The sequence below is a fragment of the Microbacterium sp. CSI-V genome, assembly GCF_001984105.1.
Lineage (GTDB): Bacteria > Actinomycetota > Actinomycetes > Actinomycetales > Microbacteriaceae > Microbacterium.
The window spans coordinates 234,384-251,705 of the sequence record NZ_MTQM01000007.1; the positions used below are offsets into that span (position 1 = coordinate 234,384).

The window sequence follows — 17,322 nt, forward strand, 5'->3', positions numbered from 1 at the left end:
GCATTCGCCCAGAGCGTACCGGATGGATGCCAACGGCCTTCACGGTTGACATTCAGGAAATGCCCTGATCAGTGGGTGTCACTGACGATCTTCAGTCCCACCACGCAGCCGACGAGACCCAGGATCAGCAGGATCTTCACCACCGATACCGGCTCCGCTCCCCCGACCATGGCGACGACCACGGTGAGCGCCGCTCCGATCCCGACCCAGACCGCGTACGCCGTCCCCGTCGGGATCTCTCTCATCGCCCACGCGAGCCCGCCCATGCTGGCCACCAGCGCGACAGCGAACACGACGCTCGGCCAGAGCTTCGTGAAGCCCTCCGACCGGCCGAGCGCGGTGGCCCACACCGCTTCCAGGACGCCGGAGACGGCCAGAACGATCCACGACATGACGAACTCCTCGGCCAGTCTTGTCGCAGTCCGGGTACTGATCCCTCGTCCGGTGGTGCCGTTCGCACGCGTTCCACACGGTAGCAATCGCCCCTGTGCAGCGGCCGTGCACGGCATCCGTCCGTCCGGTCAGACGAGGAAGATCGACACCAGGCCGGGGTTGTGGGCGTGGACGAGGACGCCGAAGACGACGGCGTCGAAGAGCAGGTGCACGGTGACGATGTACCAGAGCGAGCGCGTGCGCAGGAAGAGGAAGCCCTGCACGAGCGCGAACGGGATCGTCAGCACGGGTCCCCACGCCTGATAGCCGAGCTCCCACAGGAACGAGACGAAGACGATCGCCTGCAGCACGTTCGCCGTCAGGTCGGGGAGGTGGCGCCGCAGCAGCACGAACACCGTGCACACGAAGAACAACTCGTCCCAGATCCCCACCGCGCCCACACCGACGAACAGGCGACCGATCAGCTCCGGAGTGTCCACGACGGGCCAGTTCATGTAGACGCCCGAGGTCACGAAGTAGAACGGCAGGATCAGCCATCCCAGCACGATGACGCCCGCGAGCCAGGCCCACTGCCACCACGCCCATCGCCCACCGCCGCGCCAGGGGAATCGGATCGCCCGATCCCGGAAGACGAACCGCGACAGGACGTAGGGCAGGACCACGGCCCCGCCGAGGCCGAGGGTGAACCGGACGAAGGCGGCGTCGTCGAGCTCGGCGTGGAGGGGGATGAGGCTCACGACGAACTGACCGAGCGCCACCAGGAAGACGTCGCGGGCGAGGCTCGGGACGGGTGCCGAGCGCGGCGCCGGAACGATCGGCGTCCCCGCGCGGAGGTCGACCAGGACCGCGGATGCCACGGCCACCGCCAGCACGATCCAGCCGAGCCACACGACCTGCGCGACGAACAGCACGGGCGCGGCCAGGCACACCAGCGCCGCCGGCACGAGCGCGGGCGTCCACGTGCGGCGGACGCGCTCGGGTGCGGCGGCGTGGGCGGTCATGGAGTGGCGCGGGTGTAGGTGAGGTCGCGGATGTCGCGACCGACGCGGATGCCCTTGCGCTCGAAGGCGGTGAGGACGCGACCGTCGAACCGCTCGGCCCACTCCCCCGCGAAGGCCCGTTCGAAGGCGGGCGCGGCGTCGAGCACGGCGCGCATCTGATCGGCGTAGTCCTGCCAGTCGGTGGCAAGGCGGAGGGTCCCCCCGGGCCGCAGCGCCTGCGCGGCGACGCGCGCGAACTCGGGCGCGACGAGTCGACGCTTGGTGTGCTTCTTCTTGTGCCAGGGATCGGGGAAGAACACCCACAGCTCGTCGACGGATGCCGCCGGCAGCAGGTGCTCCAGCACTTCGGGGGCGTTGGCCTCGACCAGACGCAGGTTGCGGACGCCGGCGCGGTCCGCGTCGAGCATGGTGCGCGCGAGTCCCGCGGAGAACACCTCCACGGCGAGGAAATCGGTGTCGGGATGCGCGGCGGCCGCCGACACGATCTGGTGGCCCTGGCCCGAGCCGATCTCGACGATCAGGGGCGCGCGACGCCCGTAGACCTCGGCCGGGTCGACCGCCGTTCCGGGCCGGACGCTGGTGGCCGCGGCATCCCGCTCCACCGACAGAAGGTAGAACGGCGACAGCTCGGCCCACGCGCGGTCCTGCGCCTCCGACATCCGGCCGCTGCGCCGGACGAACGACACCGGGCGATCGCGGTAGACGGGGGTCTCCATGGCATCCAGGGTAGGCGAGCCGTCCTCGGGCTCGCTCTGCCCGTCACGCGACTGGTCGCGGGGCTTCCGGCCGCTCACGGGACGGTCACGAAGTCGATCAGTTCCTCGACGCGGCCGAGCAGGGCCGGTTCGAGGTCGCGGAAGGTCGTCACGCGCGACAGGATGTGCTGCCACGCGCGGGCGAGGTCGGCCTGCTCCTCGGCCGGCCAGCCGAGCGCGCGACAGACGCCGACCTTCCATTCGATGTCGCGCGGAACCTGGGGCCACGCGGCGATCCCGAGCGCGCGCGGTGTGACGCACTGCCAGACGTCGACGAAGGGATGGCCGACGATCCGGACGTGGGCGCCGTGGCGGCCCCGCGCGATCTTCTCGGCGATCCGCGACTCCTTCGAGTGCGGCACGAGGTGGTCGACGAGGACGCCGTACCGGCGCTCGGACGTCGGAGGCTCGGCATCCAGGGTCTGTTCGAGGAGGTCGACGCCCTCGAGGAACTCGACGACGACGCCCTCGGCGCGGAGGTCGGCCCCCCACACCTTCTCGACCAGTTCGGCGTCGTGCTTGCCCTCGACGAGGATGCGGCTCGCCCGCGCCGTGCGGGCCCGCTGGTCAGGGGCGGCGAACGACCCGGACGCCGTCCGGGTGCGCCCCTTCGGCGCCGCCGCGGGCGCGACGAGCACGACGGGCTCACCGTCGACGAGGAACCCGCCCCCGAGGGGGAACAGGCGGCGTCGGCCGAGGCGGTCCTCGAGCTCGACGTGCATGCCGTCGAGGCGGGTCACCGCTCCGCAGAATCCGTCGCCGGCGACCTCGACGACGAGATCGACGGATGCCGCGACCTCCGCCGCCTTCTTGCGCCCGGCGTCGCGCCAGCCGCGGGCGAGCACATCGGTGCCGTAGCGATCGTCCATGGGGGTACCTCCGAACGCCCGAGCCTATGCGCCGCGCGCGTGCGCTCAGGGCGGACGCGCCGAGCCTTCCCGCGTGTCCGGGGGCCTTTATAGAGTGGGGACCTCAGCGCCGAAGGGGTATGCATGCGAAAGCCGAAGACGGCTGCGATCATGGCGGGTCTCGTGGTCGCGGCGGTGTCCGTCCTCGGTCTGGCGGCACCGGCGTGGGCCGTGCCGCCTCCGCCGCTCGGATCGAGCTACGTTCTCGACCAGGCCGACGTGCTGACCAACGCGCAAGAGGCCGAGGTGCAGTCGCGACTGCTGCGACTCTCGGAGCAGACCGGGCTCGACCTGTGGGTCGTCTTCGTCGACGACTTCACCGAGCCGACCTCCGCCGCGGACTGGGCCAACGAGACCGCCAACCGCAACAGCCTCGGCCCCCACCAGTACCTCCTCGCGGTGTCGGTCGACGGTCACGCCTACTACCTCTCGGGCGATGTCGACGACGGGACGCTGACCGCCGATCAACTGGCCGCGATCGAGCAGGAGCGCGTGCAGCCCGCGCTGTCGGCGGGCGACTGGGCCGGAGCCGCCGACGCCGCGGCCACCGGGATCACGGCCGCGGCGCAGGGCACGAAGCCCACTCCGCCCACCCCGGCCGGAGGGGGACCCGACATCGCGCTCATCGCGCTCGTGGTCTTCCTCGTGCTCGCGCTCGGCGGCGGACTGCTGTGGCTGTGGCTGCGCCGTCGACGCTCCGCCACGGCCGGTGCACCGGCGGCGGGCGAAAGCCTCGACGACCTCTCGCGCCGCGCCGGATCGGCGCTCGTCGCCACCGACGACGCGATCAAGGCCAGCGAGCAGGAGCTCGGGTTCGCGCGCGCCCAGTTCGGCGACGAAGCCGCCGCTCCGTTCGCCGAGGCGCTCGCGCAGTCGAAAGCCGACCTCGACCGCGCCTTCACCATCTCGCAGCAGCTCGACGACGATGTGCCCGAGACCCCGGAACAGCGGCGGGCGGGCTACGTCGAGATCCTGCGCCTGTGCGCGACGGCGGACGAGTCGCTGGATGCGAGGGCCGCCGCGTTCGATCAGCTCCGCGCCCTCGAATCCGACGCGCCCGGGGCCGTGGCCCGAGCCCGTGAGCGGCACTCCGCCGCGGTCGCAGCACTGGACGGGACCGCACGCGATCTCGCGGCCCTCCGCGAACGCTACGCCGACGAGGCGCTCGCCACCGTGGCCGACAACGTGGCGCAGGCGCGCGACCGGCTCGACCTCGCCGCCCGGCAGTTCTCGGCGGCGGATCAGGCGGTCGCGTCGGGATCGACCGGGGAGGCGGCCGTCGCGATCCGCGCCGGCGAAGCCGCGGTCGCCCAGGCCGAGGGCCTGGAAAAAGCCGTCGCCTCGCTGGCCGCCGACCTCTCGACCGCCGAGCGCCGTGCCGCCGACCTCATCGCCGAGATCGAGGGCGACCTGGTCGCCGCGGCAGCCCTGCCCGATCCCGACGGGCGCATCGCGGGCGCCGTCGCCACCGCGCGCGCCCATCTCGACGCCGGGCGCGCCGCCCTCGCTCCCCCGCGCACCGCACCCCTCCGCGCACTCGCCGCGCTCGAGCAGGGCAACACCGCGATCGACGCGGTCCTCAGCGCCGCGCACGACGAGGCCGAGAGGCGCCGCCGCGCCTCCTCGCAGCTGGACAGCGTCCTCGTGCAGGCGCGCGCCCAGGTCTCGGCGACGGAGGACTTCATCTCCGCGCGCCGCGGCGCGGTCGGACCGACCGCACGCACCCGACTGGCAGAGGCCGGCGCCGCCCTCGTCCAGGCCGAGCAGCTGCGCGCGGCCGACCCGGCATCCGCCCTCCAGGCCGCTCAGCGCGCCGCCGACCTCGCCGGCCAAGCCTCCTCGCTCGCCCAGAACGACGTCGGAGCCTTCGGCGGGAACCGCGGCGGGGGCGGCGGGGGCGACATGATGGGCGCGATCCTCGGGGGCATCGCCGTCAACGCGATCCTCGGCGGCGGCTCACGCTCGCGCGGAGGGTTCGGCGGAGGCGGACTCGGCGGCCTCGGCGGCATGCTCGGAGGAATGGGCGGACTCGGGGGCGGCGGGGGCGGCGGCTCGCGCTCCGGCGTGTCCCGAGGCCGTTCGGGCGGATCCTCGGCGGGATCGCGTTCGCGACGCGGAGGGGGCCGCTTCTGACGCCCCGCACCCGGCCCCCGAGGGCCGTCACAGAAAACTCGTAGAAACCGGCACCAGACTCGACAGGGTCGCCTCAGGAAGGAAATCCCGCATGGCCAAGCAGTCCATCTTCGGTCGGATCTCGACCCTCGTCCGCGCGAACATCAATGCGCTCCTCGACCAGGCCGAGGACCCGCAGAAGATGCTCGATCAGCTCGTCCGCGACTACTCCAACTCGATCGCCGACGCCGAGTCCGCGATCGCCGAGACCATCGGCAACCTGCGCCTGCTCGAGCGCGACCACCAGGAAGACGTCCAGGCCGCGGCGGAGTGGGGCAACAAGGCCCTCGCCGCCAGCCGCAAGGGCGACGAGCTGCGCGCCGCCGGCAACGTCGGCGAGGCCGACAAGTTCGACAACCTCGCCAAGATCGCGCTGCAGCGGCAGATCACCGCCGAAAGCGAAGCCAAGGCCGCCGAGCCCACGATCGCCTCGCAGACCGAGGTCGTCGACAAGCTCAAGGACGGCCTGAACGGCATGAAGACCAAGCTCGAGCAGCTGAAGTCCAAGCGCAGCGAGCTGCTCGCCCGCGCCAAGGTCGCCGAAGCCCAGAACAAGGTCCACGACGCGGTCAAGTCGATCGACGTGCTCGACCCGACCAGCGAGCTCGGTCGTTTCGAAGACAAGATCCGTCGCGAGGAAGCTCTCGCCGCCGGCAAGCAGGAGCTGGCGGCATCGAGCATCGACGCGCAGTTCAACGCGCTCGAAGACGTGGGCGAGCTGACCGAGGTCGAAGCGCGCCTGGCCGCGCTCAAGACCGGCGGCCCCCAGCGCGCCGCGATCGACGCCCCGAGCCCCGACCTCTGATCGACCCGGGAGCGCACCGTCCCCGCGGGCGGTGCGCTCCCCGACCCGACAGGCATGTCATGACGCGTTTCGTCATCGCCCCGCAGTGGCAGGGATCGTCGTCGTCCCGCGCGATGCAACTCATCGACGGCGCCGAAGCGATCGCGGGCGACCTGCCCCGGGCGGCCACGATCGCCCTCGACGCCCCGACCGAGGCGGGCGACGCGCAGGGGACGGCGGTGCTCCGGGCGAGCGCGCTCGCGCGCATGCGCGAGCGCATCTCCGACGCCGTCGCGTCGGCGGCACCCGGCGAGCACGCCGTCACCGTCGGCGGCGACTGCGGTGTCGCGCTCGGCGCGGTGTCCGCGGTCTCAGGCGACGACCTCGCGATCGTCTGGATCGACGCGCACGCCGACCTCAACACCCCCGAGTCCTCGCCGAGCGGCGCCTTCCACGGCATGGTCCTGCGCGCGATCCTCGGCGACGGCGTCGACCCTCTCCGGCTCGACCCCGGCATCCCTGCGTCCCGTGTCGTGCTCGCCGCCACCCGTTCTCTGGATGCCGAGGAGCAACGGTTCATCGACGAGCACGGCATCCGCGTGATCCCGGCATCCGCGCTGTCCGACCCCGATGCCCTCGCTGAAGCGGTCGTGTCGACCGGCGCCGCGCGCGTCCACGTGCACGTCGACCTCGATGCGCTGGACCCCTCCGAGATCACGGGGGTGTCCTTCGCCGAGCCCTTCGGTGCGGCCGCAGCCGATGTCGCGGCATCCATCCGCCGGCTGCGCGAACGGGTACCCCTCGCGGGTGCCACGATCGCCGAGTTCTCGCCCTCGTCGCCCGCGGCGGCCGTCGACGACCTCGGCACCATCCTGCGGCTGGTCGGAGCGCTCGCGTGAGCCCGCTCCCCCGCCCGCCGGCGGGCTGGCGCGAACGCGCCGACCGGGCGGTCGCCCGGGGCCGCCGGATCGACCGCCTCATCCCGCCGGTGCTCCTGGACTCGCCGATCAGCCGTGCCGGATTCTGGTACGGCCGCACGGTGGGCTGGGTATGGGGGTCGCTGTGGAGCACGGGCCGCATCGAGCGCCGGAGCGGGCTCTGGGTGTTCCGCGGGCTCCCGCCGTGGGCGTTCCCGCGCGGCGGCGTGTGCGTGGGCGACTGCTTCCTCACCGGCGACGTCCCGCCCACCGACGCCGTCCTCGGACACGAAGCCGTCCACGTGCGCCAATGGCGCCGCTACGGCTTCCTCATGCCACTGCTGTACTTCCTCGCGGGCCGCGACCCGCTGCGCAACCGATTCGAGATCGAGGCCGGTCTCGTCGAGGGGAACTACGTCCCGCGCGGAGCGTGACCGCCGCGTCAGCGGGCGGTGGTGATCCCGAAGCGTTCGGGCGTGTGGATGGCCGCCGCCTCCACGCCGTGGCGCGAGGTCAGTTCGTCGACGATTTCGGCGGTGCCGAGGTAGCCGCCCAGCAGGAAGATGCGCGTGGTGTCGTCGTCGCAGCACAGCATCTCGCCGGCCCACCCGGCGACCGCGCGCGTCAGGGCCTCGCCCGGCGCACACGCGCGACCGGTGCCGGGAGCACCGCCGCGCCGGGAGCGGTCGAGCCACGTCACCGTCATCCGGGCGGGAGCGGCGATCGGCGTGATCCACGACGCGTCGGGAACCTCGACGAAGAGGCGTCCGGTGGAGCAGATCGGCAACGTCGACAGCAACGCCTCCAGCTCGGCGAGGGAGGTCTCGTCGGCCGTGATGAGGTGCTGCACGCGCGTGTGGCGCGAGGCGCGGCAGGCGGCGTCGTTGTGCTCGGCGGGCGTGGACATGATGGCATCCACTATACCCGCGATGAAGGGTTGCCTAACCTGTGTAGCGCCCCAGGATGAGCCGAGCATCACTCGATGAGGGCCGCCCGCAGACGATCGAGCTCGGCGTCGGTGAGGCCGTGGGACAGGAGGAAGCCGGCCGGCGATCCGTACTCCGTGTCGAGCCGTTCGAGCAGGCCGCGCATCACGGGGGCCGGCGAGCGGGTGGCGAGCTCCTCCGCGTGCCGATTCTCGGGGTGCAGCGCCCGGATGCCGGCGAGCACCTGGCGGTTGCGCTCGGCGGGGAGCAGCCCCTCGGTGCGCGCGTAGTCGTCGATCACGGCGTCGCGGTCGACCCCCGCTGCGGCGAGCGCGATGGCGACGGTGACCCCCGTGCGGTCCTTGCCGACGGTGCAGTGGATGAGGACCGGCTGGGTGTCGATGATTCCCCGTACCGCCTCGACGATGCGCGCGGCCGAGCCCTCGACCAGTTCGCCGTACAGCTCGCCGAGGCTGACGTCGCGCTCGAAGAACGACTCCACCGACCCGAGGAAGAGCGGAACGCGCTGCACCTCGAGGTCGAGCCCGTCGATGCGGCTCGGCGCGTGGCGCACCTCGGCATCGTCGCGGAGGTCGATGATGCGGCGCAGCCCCAGGTCGTCCATCGTCCGCAGACCGTCGTCGTCGACGTGCACGAGATTGCCCGAGCGGTAGAGCACCCCGGGGCGGCTGCGCCCGGCACCGGCGGGGAGACCGCCGACATCGCGGAAGTTGGTCGCACCCGACACGAGCGAGCTCACGCGGCGCCTCCGTGGTCGTGCCCGGCCGTGGTCGGCGGCGGAGCGCCGTCGCCCGGCGTCGCCCCCGAGCCACGGGGAGGCACCGGATAGCGTCCGGCGATCGCCACGCGGTTGAACGCGTTGATGGCGACGAGGATCCAGCTGAGGGCGACGTACTCGTCCTGGCTCAGGATGCCGCCCGCGCGGTCGTAGACCTCGTCGGCGATGCCCTCCTCGTGGATGAACGTGAACGACTCGGTCAGCTCCAGCGCCGCGCGCTCGCGTTCGTCGAAGACGCCGGACTCGCGCCAGGTCGCGATCTGCGCGATGACATCGGCATCGACCCCGGCCTTGACCGCCCCGTCCACGTGCACGCGGACGCAGTAGGCGCAGCCGTTCAGCTGAGAAGCGTGGATCTGCACGATCTCGCGCAGGCGCGCATCGATCCCGGCAGCGGCCGCGATCCCGCCCACGACCTTCGAGAAGGACCGCAGCGCGGCGTACGCCTCGGGAGCACTCTTCGACAGGTGCACGCGTCGTTCTTCGCCCATGGCGACAGCCTACGGCGGACCCCGAATGCCGGGTCGGGCGGGGCGACATGTGACCGTCGGAGTCCGCCCGCTGGCGACCCCGAGGCGGCCGGTGACAGGCTGGCGTCATGCCCGAGACCGACGAGTTCTCCTTCCTGCCCGCTCAGGCCGCCGCCGCCGGCGTCGACGTCCCGCGCGTCGAGCGCGTCGGGCTGACCCTCCCGGACGGGCGCGCGCTCAGCGGCCTGCGCTGGGGCGAGGGATCCCCCCGCGTGACGCTCCTCCACGGGGCGGGGTTGAACGCCCACACCTGGGACACCACGCTGCTGCACCTGGGGGTGCCGGCGCTCGCACTCGACCTCGCCGGCCACGGGGACTCGTCGTGGCGAGAGGACGCGGCGTACGTGGGCCGAGTCCTCGCACCCGACGTCGCCACCGCTCTCGAGGCGTGGACGGATGGGCCGCAGGTCCTCGTCGGGCACTCGCTGGGCGGCCTCACGGCCGCGGCCCTCGCGGCATCCCGCCCCGACCTCGTGGACATGGTCGTGATCGTCGACATCACGCCCGGGATCGACCCGAGCGGCGGCCCGGCACAGCTGCGCGCGTTCTTCGCGGGTCCGACCGACTGGGCGAGCCGCGACGAACTGGTCGACAAGGCCCTGGCGTTCGGCCTGGGCGGTGCGCGTCCCGCCGCCGAGCGCGGGGTGTTCCTCAACACCCGGGTCCGCCCCGACGGTCGCATCGAGTGGAAGCACCACTTCGCCCACCTCGCTGCTGCCGCAGCCGCGGCGGGGGCGGACACGGCGACGCCGGATGCCGTGCGCGCGGTGCTCGCGTCGACCGGGTGGGACGACATCGCCGCCGTCCGCGCGCCGATCGTGTTGGTCCGCGCGGATCGCGGTTTCGTCAGCGCCGACGACGCGGACGAGCTCGTCCGTCGCGCCTCGGATGCGCGGGTACGGGTCGTCCCGACGGCGCACAACGTGCAGGAGGAAGACCCCGCGGGCCTCGCCTCGCTCCTGCGCGAGACCCTCGCGGCGGCGTGACGCCTCACGGCCGGGCGGTGTCGCCCGATGTCATGGTCGGCATCCCGCGCGCCGGGTGAAAGTAGGCTTTCCTCACCCCACTCCACGGCAGCACCGCACCCGGATGCCGTGGGCCTTGCGAAAGGACAACCCCGCAATGCTGCGCCGAACCGCCGTCGCCACGAGCGCGCTCCTCCTCGGAGCACTCCTGTTCACCTCGTGCACCGGCACATCGACCACGCCCGGCCCGACCGGCGCGCCCGACCCGAACGCCACGCTGACCGTCGGTCTCTCCCTCGAACCGTCGAACCTCGACATCCGGCGCACCAGCGGCGCCGCCCTCGAGCAGGCGCTCATCGACAACGTCTACCAGGGCCTCGTGACCCGCAACGGCGACGACGGAAACGCCATCGTCCCCGAACTCGCCACCGACTGGACCATCTCCCCCGACGGGCTCACCTACACCTTCACGCTCCGCCAGGGCGTCACGTTCCACGACGGCACAGCGATGACCGCCGACGACGTCGTGACCTCGCTGCAGACCGCCAAGGACGACGCCACCATCCAGAACAGTGCCGACCTGGCCGGAGTGGCATCCATTTCCTCGCCCGACCCGACCACGGTCGTCGTGACGCTCAGTCAGCCCAACATCGACTTCCTGTTCGCCCTCACGGGCCGCGCGGGTCTGATCTTCAAGAACAACGACACGACGAACTTCGAGACGACGACCAACGGGACCGGCCCCTTCACCGTGTCGGCGTGGAACACCGGCCAGAGCCTCACCCTCGCCCGCAACGACTCCTACTGGGGCGACAAGGCCGGCGTGGCCGAGGTCGTGATCGACTACATCCCCGATCGCACCGCCGCGGTCAACGCCGCCGTCAACGGCGATCTGGACGCGGCGCTCGAGGTCGATCCCGAGCTCCAGGGGCAGATCACCGGCACGGGCCGCTTCCAGATCGAATCGGGTCTGACCACCGACAAGGGCACGCTCGCGTTCAACAACGCCCGCGCACCCCTGAACGATCAGCGCGTCCGCGAGGCGTTGCGCCTGGCGATCGACCACCAGGCGCTCATCGACACCCTCGGCGGAGGGCAGCCGCTCTACGGCCCGATTCCGCCCCTCGACCCGGGGTACGAAGACCTCTCCGGCAGCATCTCGTACAACCCCGACCGCGCGCGCGAACTCCTCGCCGAGGCCGGAGCGGAGAACCTGACCCTCACCCTCACCATCCCGAGCGTGTACCCGTCCTCGATCGCCACGTTCCTCGTGTCGTCCTTCGCCGATGTGGGGGTGACGCTGAAGGTCTCGTCGGTGGACTTCCCGACCTGGCTGACGAGCGTCTACACCAACCACGACTACGACCTCAGCTTCGTCCGGCACGTGGAGGCGCGCGACTTCGGCAACTTCGCCAACCCGTCGTACTACTTCGGCTACGACAACCCGAAGGTGCAGAGCCTGTACGCGCAGTCCCTCGCGACCACCGACGAGCAGCAGTCGTCCGACTACCTCGCCGAGGCCGCGCGCATCGTCTCCGACGAGGATGCCGCCGACTGGCTGTTCCTCTCGACCCCGCTCACGGCCGTCGCGAACAACGTCGCGAACTTCCCGAAGAACTCCCTCAACGTGCGCCTGCCGCTGGCCGGTGTGACGGTCTCGTCGGAGTGATCCGCTACACGCTGACACGGCTGGGCCTTCTCGTTCTGGGCCTGGCCGTGTCGAGCGTGCTGATCTTCGCCTCCCTGCGCGTGCTGCCGGGTGACGTCGCCCTGCTCATCGGCGGCACGCAGGCCTCGCCGGAGCAGATCGCGGCCCTGCGCGAGAGCCTCGGGCTGACCCGACCGCTGTGGCAGCAGTACCTCGACTGGATCGGCGGGGTCCTGCGGGGCGACCTCGGCACGTCCCTGGTCACGGGCGTCCCCGTGGCGACCGAGCTGGCCGACAAGGCGCGGGTCACGGTTCCGTTGGCCGCGATGTCGCTGACGGTCGCCCTGGCGATCGGTCTGCCGTTCGGCGTGCTGTCGGCGCTCCGACGCGGTCGGGCCGACGGGACGGCGCTGAGCGTCGGGTCCCAGGCCCTCGCCGCCGTCCCCGTGGTGTGGGCGGGCATGATGCTCGTCGTCGTGTTCGCCGTGTGGCTCGGTTGGCTCCCCCCGCAGGGCTTCCCGCGCGGGGGGTGGCAGGATCCGTCGGCCGCGTTCCGGGCGCTCGTGCTCCCCGCCGTCACGATCGGCGTCGTCGAGGGCGCCATGCTCCTGCGATTCGTCCGGAGCGCCACCCTGCAGGCCGTGGGACAGGACTACGTCCGCACGGCGGCCGCGAAGGGCCTCACCCGCACACGGGCGCTCCTCTCTCACGGGCTCCCCAACGTCGGCCTCTCGGTCGTCACCGTCCTGGGGCTGCAGATCGCCGGCATCATCGTCGGTGCGGTCGTGATCGAGCAGCTCTTCACCCTCCCCGGGATCGGTCGGATGCTGGTCGCCGACGTCTCCGCCCGGGACCTCCCGAAGGTCCAGGGCGAACTGCTCGCCCTCACCGGCTTCGTGCTCGTCGTCGGGTTCCTGGTCGATCTGGTGCACCGCTTCCTGGACCCCCGCCAGAGGGAGGCCGCGTGAGAGCCCTGCGCCGGTTGTGGAGCATCGGCACGGGACGCTTCGGCATCCTGGTCGTCGCCGTCATCGCGCTCACCGCGCTCGTGTCGCTGTTCTGGACGCCGTTCGATCCCGCGAGCGTCGACGCCCGCGCACGCTGGAGCGACCCCTCCTGGCCGCACCTCCTCGGCACGGACGGGAACGGCCGCGACATCCTGAGCCTGCTCATGGCGGGCGCCCGCACGACCGTCGTGGTCGCCGTGGGCGCGGGGATCGTCGCCTCGCTGCTCGGGCTCGCGCTCGCGGCGCTCGGGGCCCTGACGACGCGCTGGGTGCGCGAGAGCGTCGCGGTGCTCGTCGACATCCTCGTCGCGTTCCCGGTGCTGATCATCGCCATGATGATCACCGCGGTCTGGGGCGGCTCCCTCGCCGTCGTGATCTGGTCGGTCGGCATCGGCTTCGGCGTGAACATCGCCCGCGTGACCCGGCCGGAACTCCGACGGGTGCTGCAGAGCGACTTCGTCGTGGCGGGTCGGGCGAGCGGCCTGAGCCCCGTGCAGAACCTGGTGCGCCACCTCCTGCCCAACGTGGCGCCGGTTTTCATCGTGCAGCTGTCGTGGGGCATGGCCGTGGCGGTCCTCGCGGAGGCGGGTCTGTCGTACCTCGGGTTCGGCGCCCCGATCACCCAACCCTCCTGGGGCGTGCTCCTCGGCGATCTGCAGGCCTACATCTCCGTCCACCCCCTCGCCGTGGTGTGGCCGGGCCTGGCGATCACGGTCACGGTGCTGGGCCTGAATCTCCTCGGCGACGCGCTGCGCGAGGCCGCCGATCCCACGCTCGCCGAGCGCACCCCGCGCGCGCGCACGCACCTGCCGGAGGTGGTCGCGTGAGCCTCGAGGTCGACGATCTGCGCATCGAGATCGGCGGACGGACGGTCGTCGACGGCGTGAGCTTCGCCGTTCCCGACGGCGCCCGCGTCGGCCTCATCGGCGAATCCGGCTCGGGCAAATCGCTGACCGCCCTCGCCGTGCTCGGCCTGCTCCCGGATGCCGCGACCGCCACGGGCAGCATCCGCTGGAACGGCCGCGAGATCCTCGGACTCCCCGACCGCGAGCTCGCACGCCTGCGCGGCGACGACATCGGCATCGTCTTCCAGGAACCGCGGACCGCCCTGAACCCCATCCGAACCGTCGGTCGACAGATCGGCGAGTCCATCCGCATCCACGAGGGCGTCCCGCGACGCGAGGCGCTGCGTCGGGCCGTGGCGGAGGCGGAGCGCGTCGCCCTCCCCGACCCCGCGCGCATCGTCGCGCGCTACCCGCATCAGCTCTCGGGCGGCCAACGCCAGCGCGTGGCGATCGCGATGGCGCTCGCGTGCCGCCCGCAGCTGTTGATCGCCGATGAGCCGACCACCGCCCTCGACGTGACGATCCAGGCCGGCATCCTGACGCTCCTGCGATCCCTGGTCCAGGATGCCGGGATGTCGCTGGTCTTCATCACCCACGACCTCGCGGTCCTCGCGCAGGTCGCGACGCACGCGGTGGTCCTCGAGCACGGACGCGTCGTCGAGCGGGGCGCCGTCGAGGATCTGCTGCGCTCGCCCTCCTCCCCGGTGACCCGGGCGCTGCTGCGGGACGCGACCGCGACGCTGTGGCATCCGGAGATCGGTCGCGACGAGGGGGACGCATCGTGAGCGACGTGATCGTGCACGCCCGGGGCCTCTCCCGCACGTACCTGACGCCGCGCTCCCGCGGGTTCGGCGGCCCCGAACGCACCGCGGGACTTCAGGACGTCGACCTCTCGGTCCGCACGGGCTCCGCCGTCGGGATCATCGGCGAATCGGGGTCGGGGAAGTCCACGCTCGTGCGACTGCTGCTCGGGTTGGACTCGCCGACCTCCGGCACCGTCGAGGTCGAGGGACGCGCCGTCGACGCCCGCGGCTCGGCCCGGTCGCTGCACTGGCTGCGGCGCAGCACCGGGATCGTGTTCCAGGATCCGTACGCGTCGCTGGATCCGCGGATGAGCGTCGGGCGCATCGTCGGCGAACCGCTGTGGGCGCTCGGGATCGAGGGCGACCGGCGCGCGCGGGTGCGTGACGTGCTCGCGCAGGTCGGCCTGGGCCCGGATGCCGCGGACCGCTTCCCGCATCAGTTCTCGGGCGGTCAGCGTCAGCGGATCGCGCTGGCGCGCGCGATCGTGCACCGCCCCCGCATCCTCGTCGGCGACGAGCCGCTGTCGGCCCTCGACGTCACGGTGCGCGCGCAGATCCTGCGGCTCCTCGCCGACCTCCGCGCCGAGCAGCAGCTCACCCTCGTGCTCGTCTCGCACGACATCGGGGTCGTCCAGAACGTGTGCGACGAGGTCGTGGTCATGAAGGACGGGCGCGTCGTCGAGCAGGGGCCGACCGAGAAGGTGCTCCTGCAACCCCAGGCCGCGTACACGCGGCAACTGCTGGCCTCGGTGCCGACGCTCCCCTGAAACGCGTTCTCCACAAGGGATTTCCCGTGTCGGTGGCCCGCGTTAGCCTCGCCCCATGACCCCCGGCATCGTTCCCCCCTTCCTTCTCGATCGGCTCGCCTCGACCGACGATCCGCGCCTCGCGCGCGCGGCCGCCGCGGCGCGCAAGACCCTCACCGTTCCGCGCCCGGCGCGCCACGTCCGCACGCGCCTGCGCCTCTCGATCGACGAAGGGGCGCTCGTGGCCGAGGCCGTCCCCGCGCCCGACCGGGTGATCTCCGACGCCGGGAACACCGAACGGCTGCCCGGCCGCCGCGTCCGGACCGAAGACGACGGCCCCACCGGCGACCGGTCCGTCGATGAGGCGTACGACGGGCTGGGAGCGACCTTCGACTTCTTCTGGGACGCCTTCTCGCGCGACGGCATCGACGGAGCGGGCGGTTCGCTGCTGGCGACCGTCCACTTCGGAGAGGACTACGACAACGCGTTCTGGAACGGCGAGCGCATGGTCTTCGGCGACGGCGACGGCGACGTGTTCATCGGGTTCACCCGGTCGCTCAGCGTCATCGCGCACGAGTTGGGTCACGGTGTGACCGAGGCCGCCGGGGGCCTGGAGTACCAGGGGCAGTCGGGTGCGCTGAACGAATCGCTGTCCGACGTGTTCGGGGCGTTGGCCGAACAGCACGCGCTCGGCCAGACGGCCGACGAGGCCACGTGGCTCGTGGGCGCGGGCATCTTCACGGATGCCGTCCAAGGCACGGCCCTGCGCTCGATGTCGGCGCCGGGCACCGCCTACGACGACGACGTGCTCGGCAAAGACCCGCAACCGGGTCACATGCGCGACTACGTCGAGACCTCCGACGACAACGGCGGCGTGCACATCAACTCCGGCATCCCGAACCGCGCGTTCTTCCTCGTCGCCACGCGGCTGGGTGGGTTCGCGTGGGAGCGGGCGGGACTCGTCTGGTACCGCACCCTCACCTCGGGAACGCTGTCCCCGACGGCCGACTTCGCCGCGTTCGCCGCGGCCACGCGCGCCACCGCGGCCGCGGAGTACGGTGAGAAGTCGGAGGAGGTCGACGCCGTCCGCGCCGCGTGGGCCGGGGTGGGCGTCGCAGAGGATGCCACAGCCTGAGACCGCGGACGACCGGTTGGTCATCGTCGTGGTGCGCTCGGGCGGCATCGCCGGTCTGACGAAGCAGTGGCGCACCGAGCCCGAGCCCGACCGCCGACCGCATTGGCGGAACCTCGTGGAGAAGTGTCCGTGGGACGCGTCGCCGTCGGCCTCGAGTGGCGCCGACCGGTTCCAGTGGCGCATCGAGGTGCTCGAGGGAGACTCCGCCGTGCACCGCGCGCAATTGACCGATGGCCAGGTGGCGGGTCCGTGGCGCGCGCTCGTCGACGAGGTACGCCAGTCCGCCGTACCGTCGCGCCCACGCTGACGGGATCGCGCCGACAGGCCCGCGCCGCGCGTCAGCCGAAGAGCTTCCGCTTCTTCTTCTTCGACGGGATGCTCTTCTGCAGGTACACCACGCCGAGCCAACGCCCGAACTTGAAACCGACCCGCCCCATCCGGCCGACCTCGGTGAACCCGAGCTTCTCGTGCAGCGCGATCGACGCCTCCGCACCCTTGTCGCTGATCGCCGCGACCATCTCGCGGATCCCCTTCTCCGCGCACGCGTCGATGAGCGCCTCGAGGAGGGCGCGCCCGAGCCCCTTGCCGGAGGCCGCCTGGCCCAGATAGATCGAGTTCTCGACGGTGTACCGGTAGGCCGACTTGGACTGCCACGGCTGCACCAGCGCATAGCCGAGGATCTGCCCGCTGGGTGCCTGGGCGACGAGGAACGGCAGGTCGATCTGCTTCAGCTTCGCGAACTTCTCGCGCCACTTCGCGATGGTCCACGGCTTCTCGTCGAACGTCACGACGGAGTTGCGAACGTAGTAGTTGTAGATCTCGCGGATGTCGGGGATGTCGCCCTCGGTCGCCGGGCGGATCTCGTACGAGAACGGCCGCTCGGGCTCGGGGGCCCGCCGCAGATGCATCGGCATCCGACGGCGGCTCTTCTCGTACTCCTCTTCCAGCACGGACGCCACTCTACGGGGACGCCGGTTTCCGGCGCGTA

Annotated in this window: 20 protein-coding genes and 1 riboswitch; of the genes, 12 read left to right on the top strand and 8 right to left on the bottom strand. The window is 72.0% G+C overall.

Annotated elements, in window-relative coordinates:
* Positions 1–68: 68 nt before the first annotated feature.
* The 4 genes from CSIV_RS05260 to CSIV_RS05275 form a co-directional block, all read right to left on the bottom strand.
* The gene (locus CSIV_RS05260) at positions 69–392 is read right to left on the bottom strand and encodes a DMT family transporter (RefSeq protein WP_077050357.1); all 324 of its coding nucleotides are present in this window, start codon (positions 390–392) and stop codon (positions 69–71) included.
* Positions 393–401: 9 nt separating this feature from the next.
* Positions 402–465: riboswitch (guanidine-III (ykkC-III) riboswitch) on the bottom strand.
* A gap of 56 nt (positions 466–521) precedes the next feature.
* Complete coding sequence (locus CSIV_RS05265; RefSeq protein WP_077050358.1) at positions 522–1,394, bottom strand: CPBP family intramembrane glutamic endopeptidase; 873 nt, start codon at positions 1,392–1,394, stop codon at positions 522–524.
* Positions 1,391–2,110, bottom strand: a complete 720-nt coding sequence (trmB, locus tag CSIV_RS05270; protein ID WP_077050359.1) for a tRNA (guanosine(46)-N7)-methyltransferase TrmB — start codon at positions 2,108–2,110, stop codon at positions 1,391–1,393. Before trmB ends, CSIV_RS05265 begins: the two co-directional genes overlap by 4 nt.
* A 74-nt stretch (positions 2,111–2,184) precedes the next feature.
* On the bottom strand, positions 2,185–3,018 hold the full coding sequence (locus CSIV_RS05275) for a DUF3097 domain-containing protein (RefSeq protein ID WP_077050360.1): 834 nt from the start codon (positions 3,016–3,018) through the stop codon (positions 2,185–2,187).
* A gap of 123 nt (positions 3,019–3,141) precedes the next feature.
* Between CSIV_RS05275 and CSIV_RS05280 the strand changes: the two genes are divergently transcribed.
* The 4 genes from CSIV_RS05280 to CSIV_RS05295 all read left to right on the top strand — a co-directional run bounded on the left by CSIV_RS05280 (position 3,142) and on the right by CSIV_RS05295 (position 7,364).
* Positions 3,142–5,190 (top strand): TPM domain-containing protein, encoded by a 2,049-nt coding sequence (locus CSIV_RS05280; RefSeq protein ID WP_077050361.1) that lies wholly within the window; start codon positions 3,142–3,144, stop codon positions 5,188–5,190.
* A 91-nt stretch (positions 5,191–5,281) separates the two neighbouring features.
* Positions 5,282–6,034 (top strand): PspA/IM30 family protein, encoded by a 753-nt coding sequence (locus CSIV_RS05285; protein WP_077050362.1) that lies wholly within the window; start codon positions 5,282–5,284, stop codon positions 6,032–6,034.
* Positions 6,035–6,093: 59 nt separating this feature from the next.
* On the top strand, positions 6,094–6,912 hold the full coding sequence (locus CSIV_RS05290; RefSeq protein WP_077050363.1) for an arginase family protein: 819 nt from the start codon (positions 6,094–6,096) through the stop codon (positions 6,910–6,912).
* Positions 6,909–7,364, top strand: a complete 456-nt coding sequence (locus tag CSIV_RS05295; protein ID WP_077050364.1) for a Fe-S oxidoreductase — start codon at positions 6,909–6,911, stop codon at positions 7,362–7,364. Before CSIV_RS05290 ends, CSIV_RS05295 begins: the two co-directional genes overlap by 4 nt.
* 8 nt (positions 7,365–7,372) lie before the next feature.
* On the opposite strand, the gene CSIV_RS05300 is transcribed toward CSIV_RS05295, so the two are convergent.
* From CSIV_RS05300 to CSIV_RS05310, 3 genes are all read right to left on the bottom strand, one after another.
* Positions 7,373–7,837: an SIP domain-containing protein gene (locus CSIV_RS05300; protein WP_077050365.1), complete on the bottom strand. Its 465-nt coding sequence runs from the start codon at positions 7,835–7,837 to the stop codon at positions 7,373–7,375.
* Positions 7,838–7,905: 68 nt separating this feature from the next.
* Positions 7,906–8,616, bottom strand: a complete 711-nt coding sequence (locus CSIV_RS05305; RefSeq protein ID WP_077050366.1) for a tyrosine-protein phosphatase — start codon at positions 8,614–8,616, stop codon at positions 7,906–7,908.
* The gene (locus CSIV_RS05310; RefSeq protein WP_083734998.1) at positions 8,613–9,146 is read right to left on the bottom strand and encodes a carboxymuconolactone decarboxylase family protein; all 534 of its coding nucleotides are present in this window, start codon (positions 9,144–9,146) and stop codon (positions 8,613–8,615) included. Before CSIV_RS05310 ends, CSIV_RS05305 begins: the two co-directional genes overlap by 4 nt.
* Positions 9,147–9,253: 107 nt before the next feature.
* Here CSIV_RS05310 and CSIV_RS05315 point away from each other — a divergent pair, with 107 nt between their 5' ends.
* The 8 genes from CSIV_RS05315 (at position 9,254) to CSIV_RS05350 (ending at position 16,641) form a co-directional block, all read left to right on the top strand.
* Positions 9,254–10,171 (top strand): alpha/beta fold hydrolase, encoded by a 918-nt coding sequence (locus tag CSIV_RS05315; protein WP_077050367.1) that lies wholly within the window; start codon positions 9,254–9,256, stop codon positions 10,169–10,171.
* 136 nt (positions 10,172–10,307) lie between these two features.
* Positions 10,308–11,819, top strand: coding sequence for an ABC transporter substrate-binding protein (locus tag CSIV_RS05320; RefSeq protein ID WP_077050368.1), 1,512 nt, complete (start codon positions 10,308–10,310; stop codon positions 11,817–11,819).
* Positions 11,816–12,766: an ABC transporter permease gene (locus tag CSIV_RS05325; RefSeq protein ID WP_077050369.1), complete on the top strand. Its 951-nt coding sequence runs from the start codon at positions 11,816–11,818 to the stop codon at positions 12,764–12,766. Before CSIV_RS05320 ends, CSIV_RS05325 begins: the two co-directional genes overlap by 4 nt.
* The gene (locus CSIV_RS05330; protein ID WP_077050370.1) at positions 12,763–13,632 is read left to right on the top strand and encodes an ABC transporter permease; all 870 of its coding nucleotides are present in this window, start codon (positions 12,763–12,765) and stop codon (positions 13,630–13,632) included. The genes CSIV_RS05325 and CSIV_RS05330 overlap by 4 nt, the downstream gene beginning before the upstream one ends.
* Positions 13,629–14,435: an ATP-binding cassette domain-containing protein gene (locus CSIV_RS05335; RefSeq protein ID WP_077050371.1), complete on the top strand. Its 807-nt coding sequence runs from the start codon at positions 13,629–13,631 to the stop codon at positions 14,433–14,435. Before CSIV_RS05330 ends, CSIV_RS05335 begins: the two co-directional genes overlap by 4 nt.
* Positions 14,432–15,220: an ABC transporter ATP-binding protein gene (locus CSIV_RS05340; protein WP_139340608.1), complete on the top strand. Its 789-nt coding sequence runs from the start codon at positions 14,432–14,434 to the stop codon at positions 15,218–15,220. The genes CSIV_RS05335 and CSIV_RS05340 overlap by 4 nt, the downstream gene beginning before the upstream one ends.
* A 55-nt stretch (positions 15,221–15,275) precedes the next feature.
* Positions 15,276–16,334, top strand: coding sequence for a M4 family metallopeptidase (locus CSIV_RS05345; RefSeq protein WP_077050372.1), 1,059 nt, complete (start codon positions 15,276–15,278; stop codon positions 16,332–16,334).
* A complete protein-coding gene (locus CSIV_RS05350) occupies positions 16,321–16,641 on the top strand; it encodes a protealysin inhibitor emfourin (protein WP_139340609.1) in 321 nt (106 codons plus the stop codon). Before CSIV_RS05345 ends, CSIV_RS05350 begins: the two co-directional genes overlap by 14 nt.
* Positions 16,642–16,672: 31 nt before the next feature.
* On the opposite strand, the gene CSIV_RS05355 is transcribed toward CSIV_RS05350, so the two are convergent.
* Positions 16,673–17,284 (bottom strand): GNAT family N-acetyltransferase, encoded by a 612-nt coding sequence (locus CSIV_RS05355; RefSeq protein WP_077050630.1) that lies wholly within the window; start codon positions 17,282–17,284, stop codon positions 16,673–16,675.
* Positions 17,285–17,322: the final 38 nt, after the last annotated feature.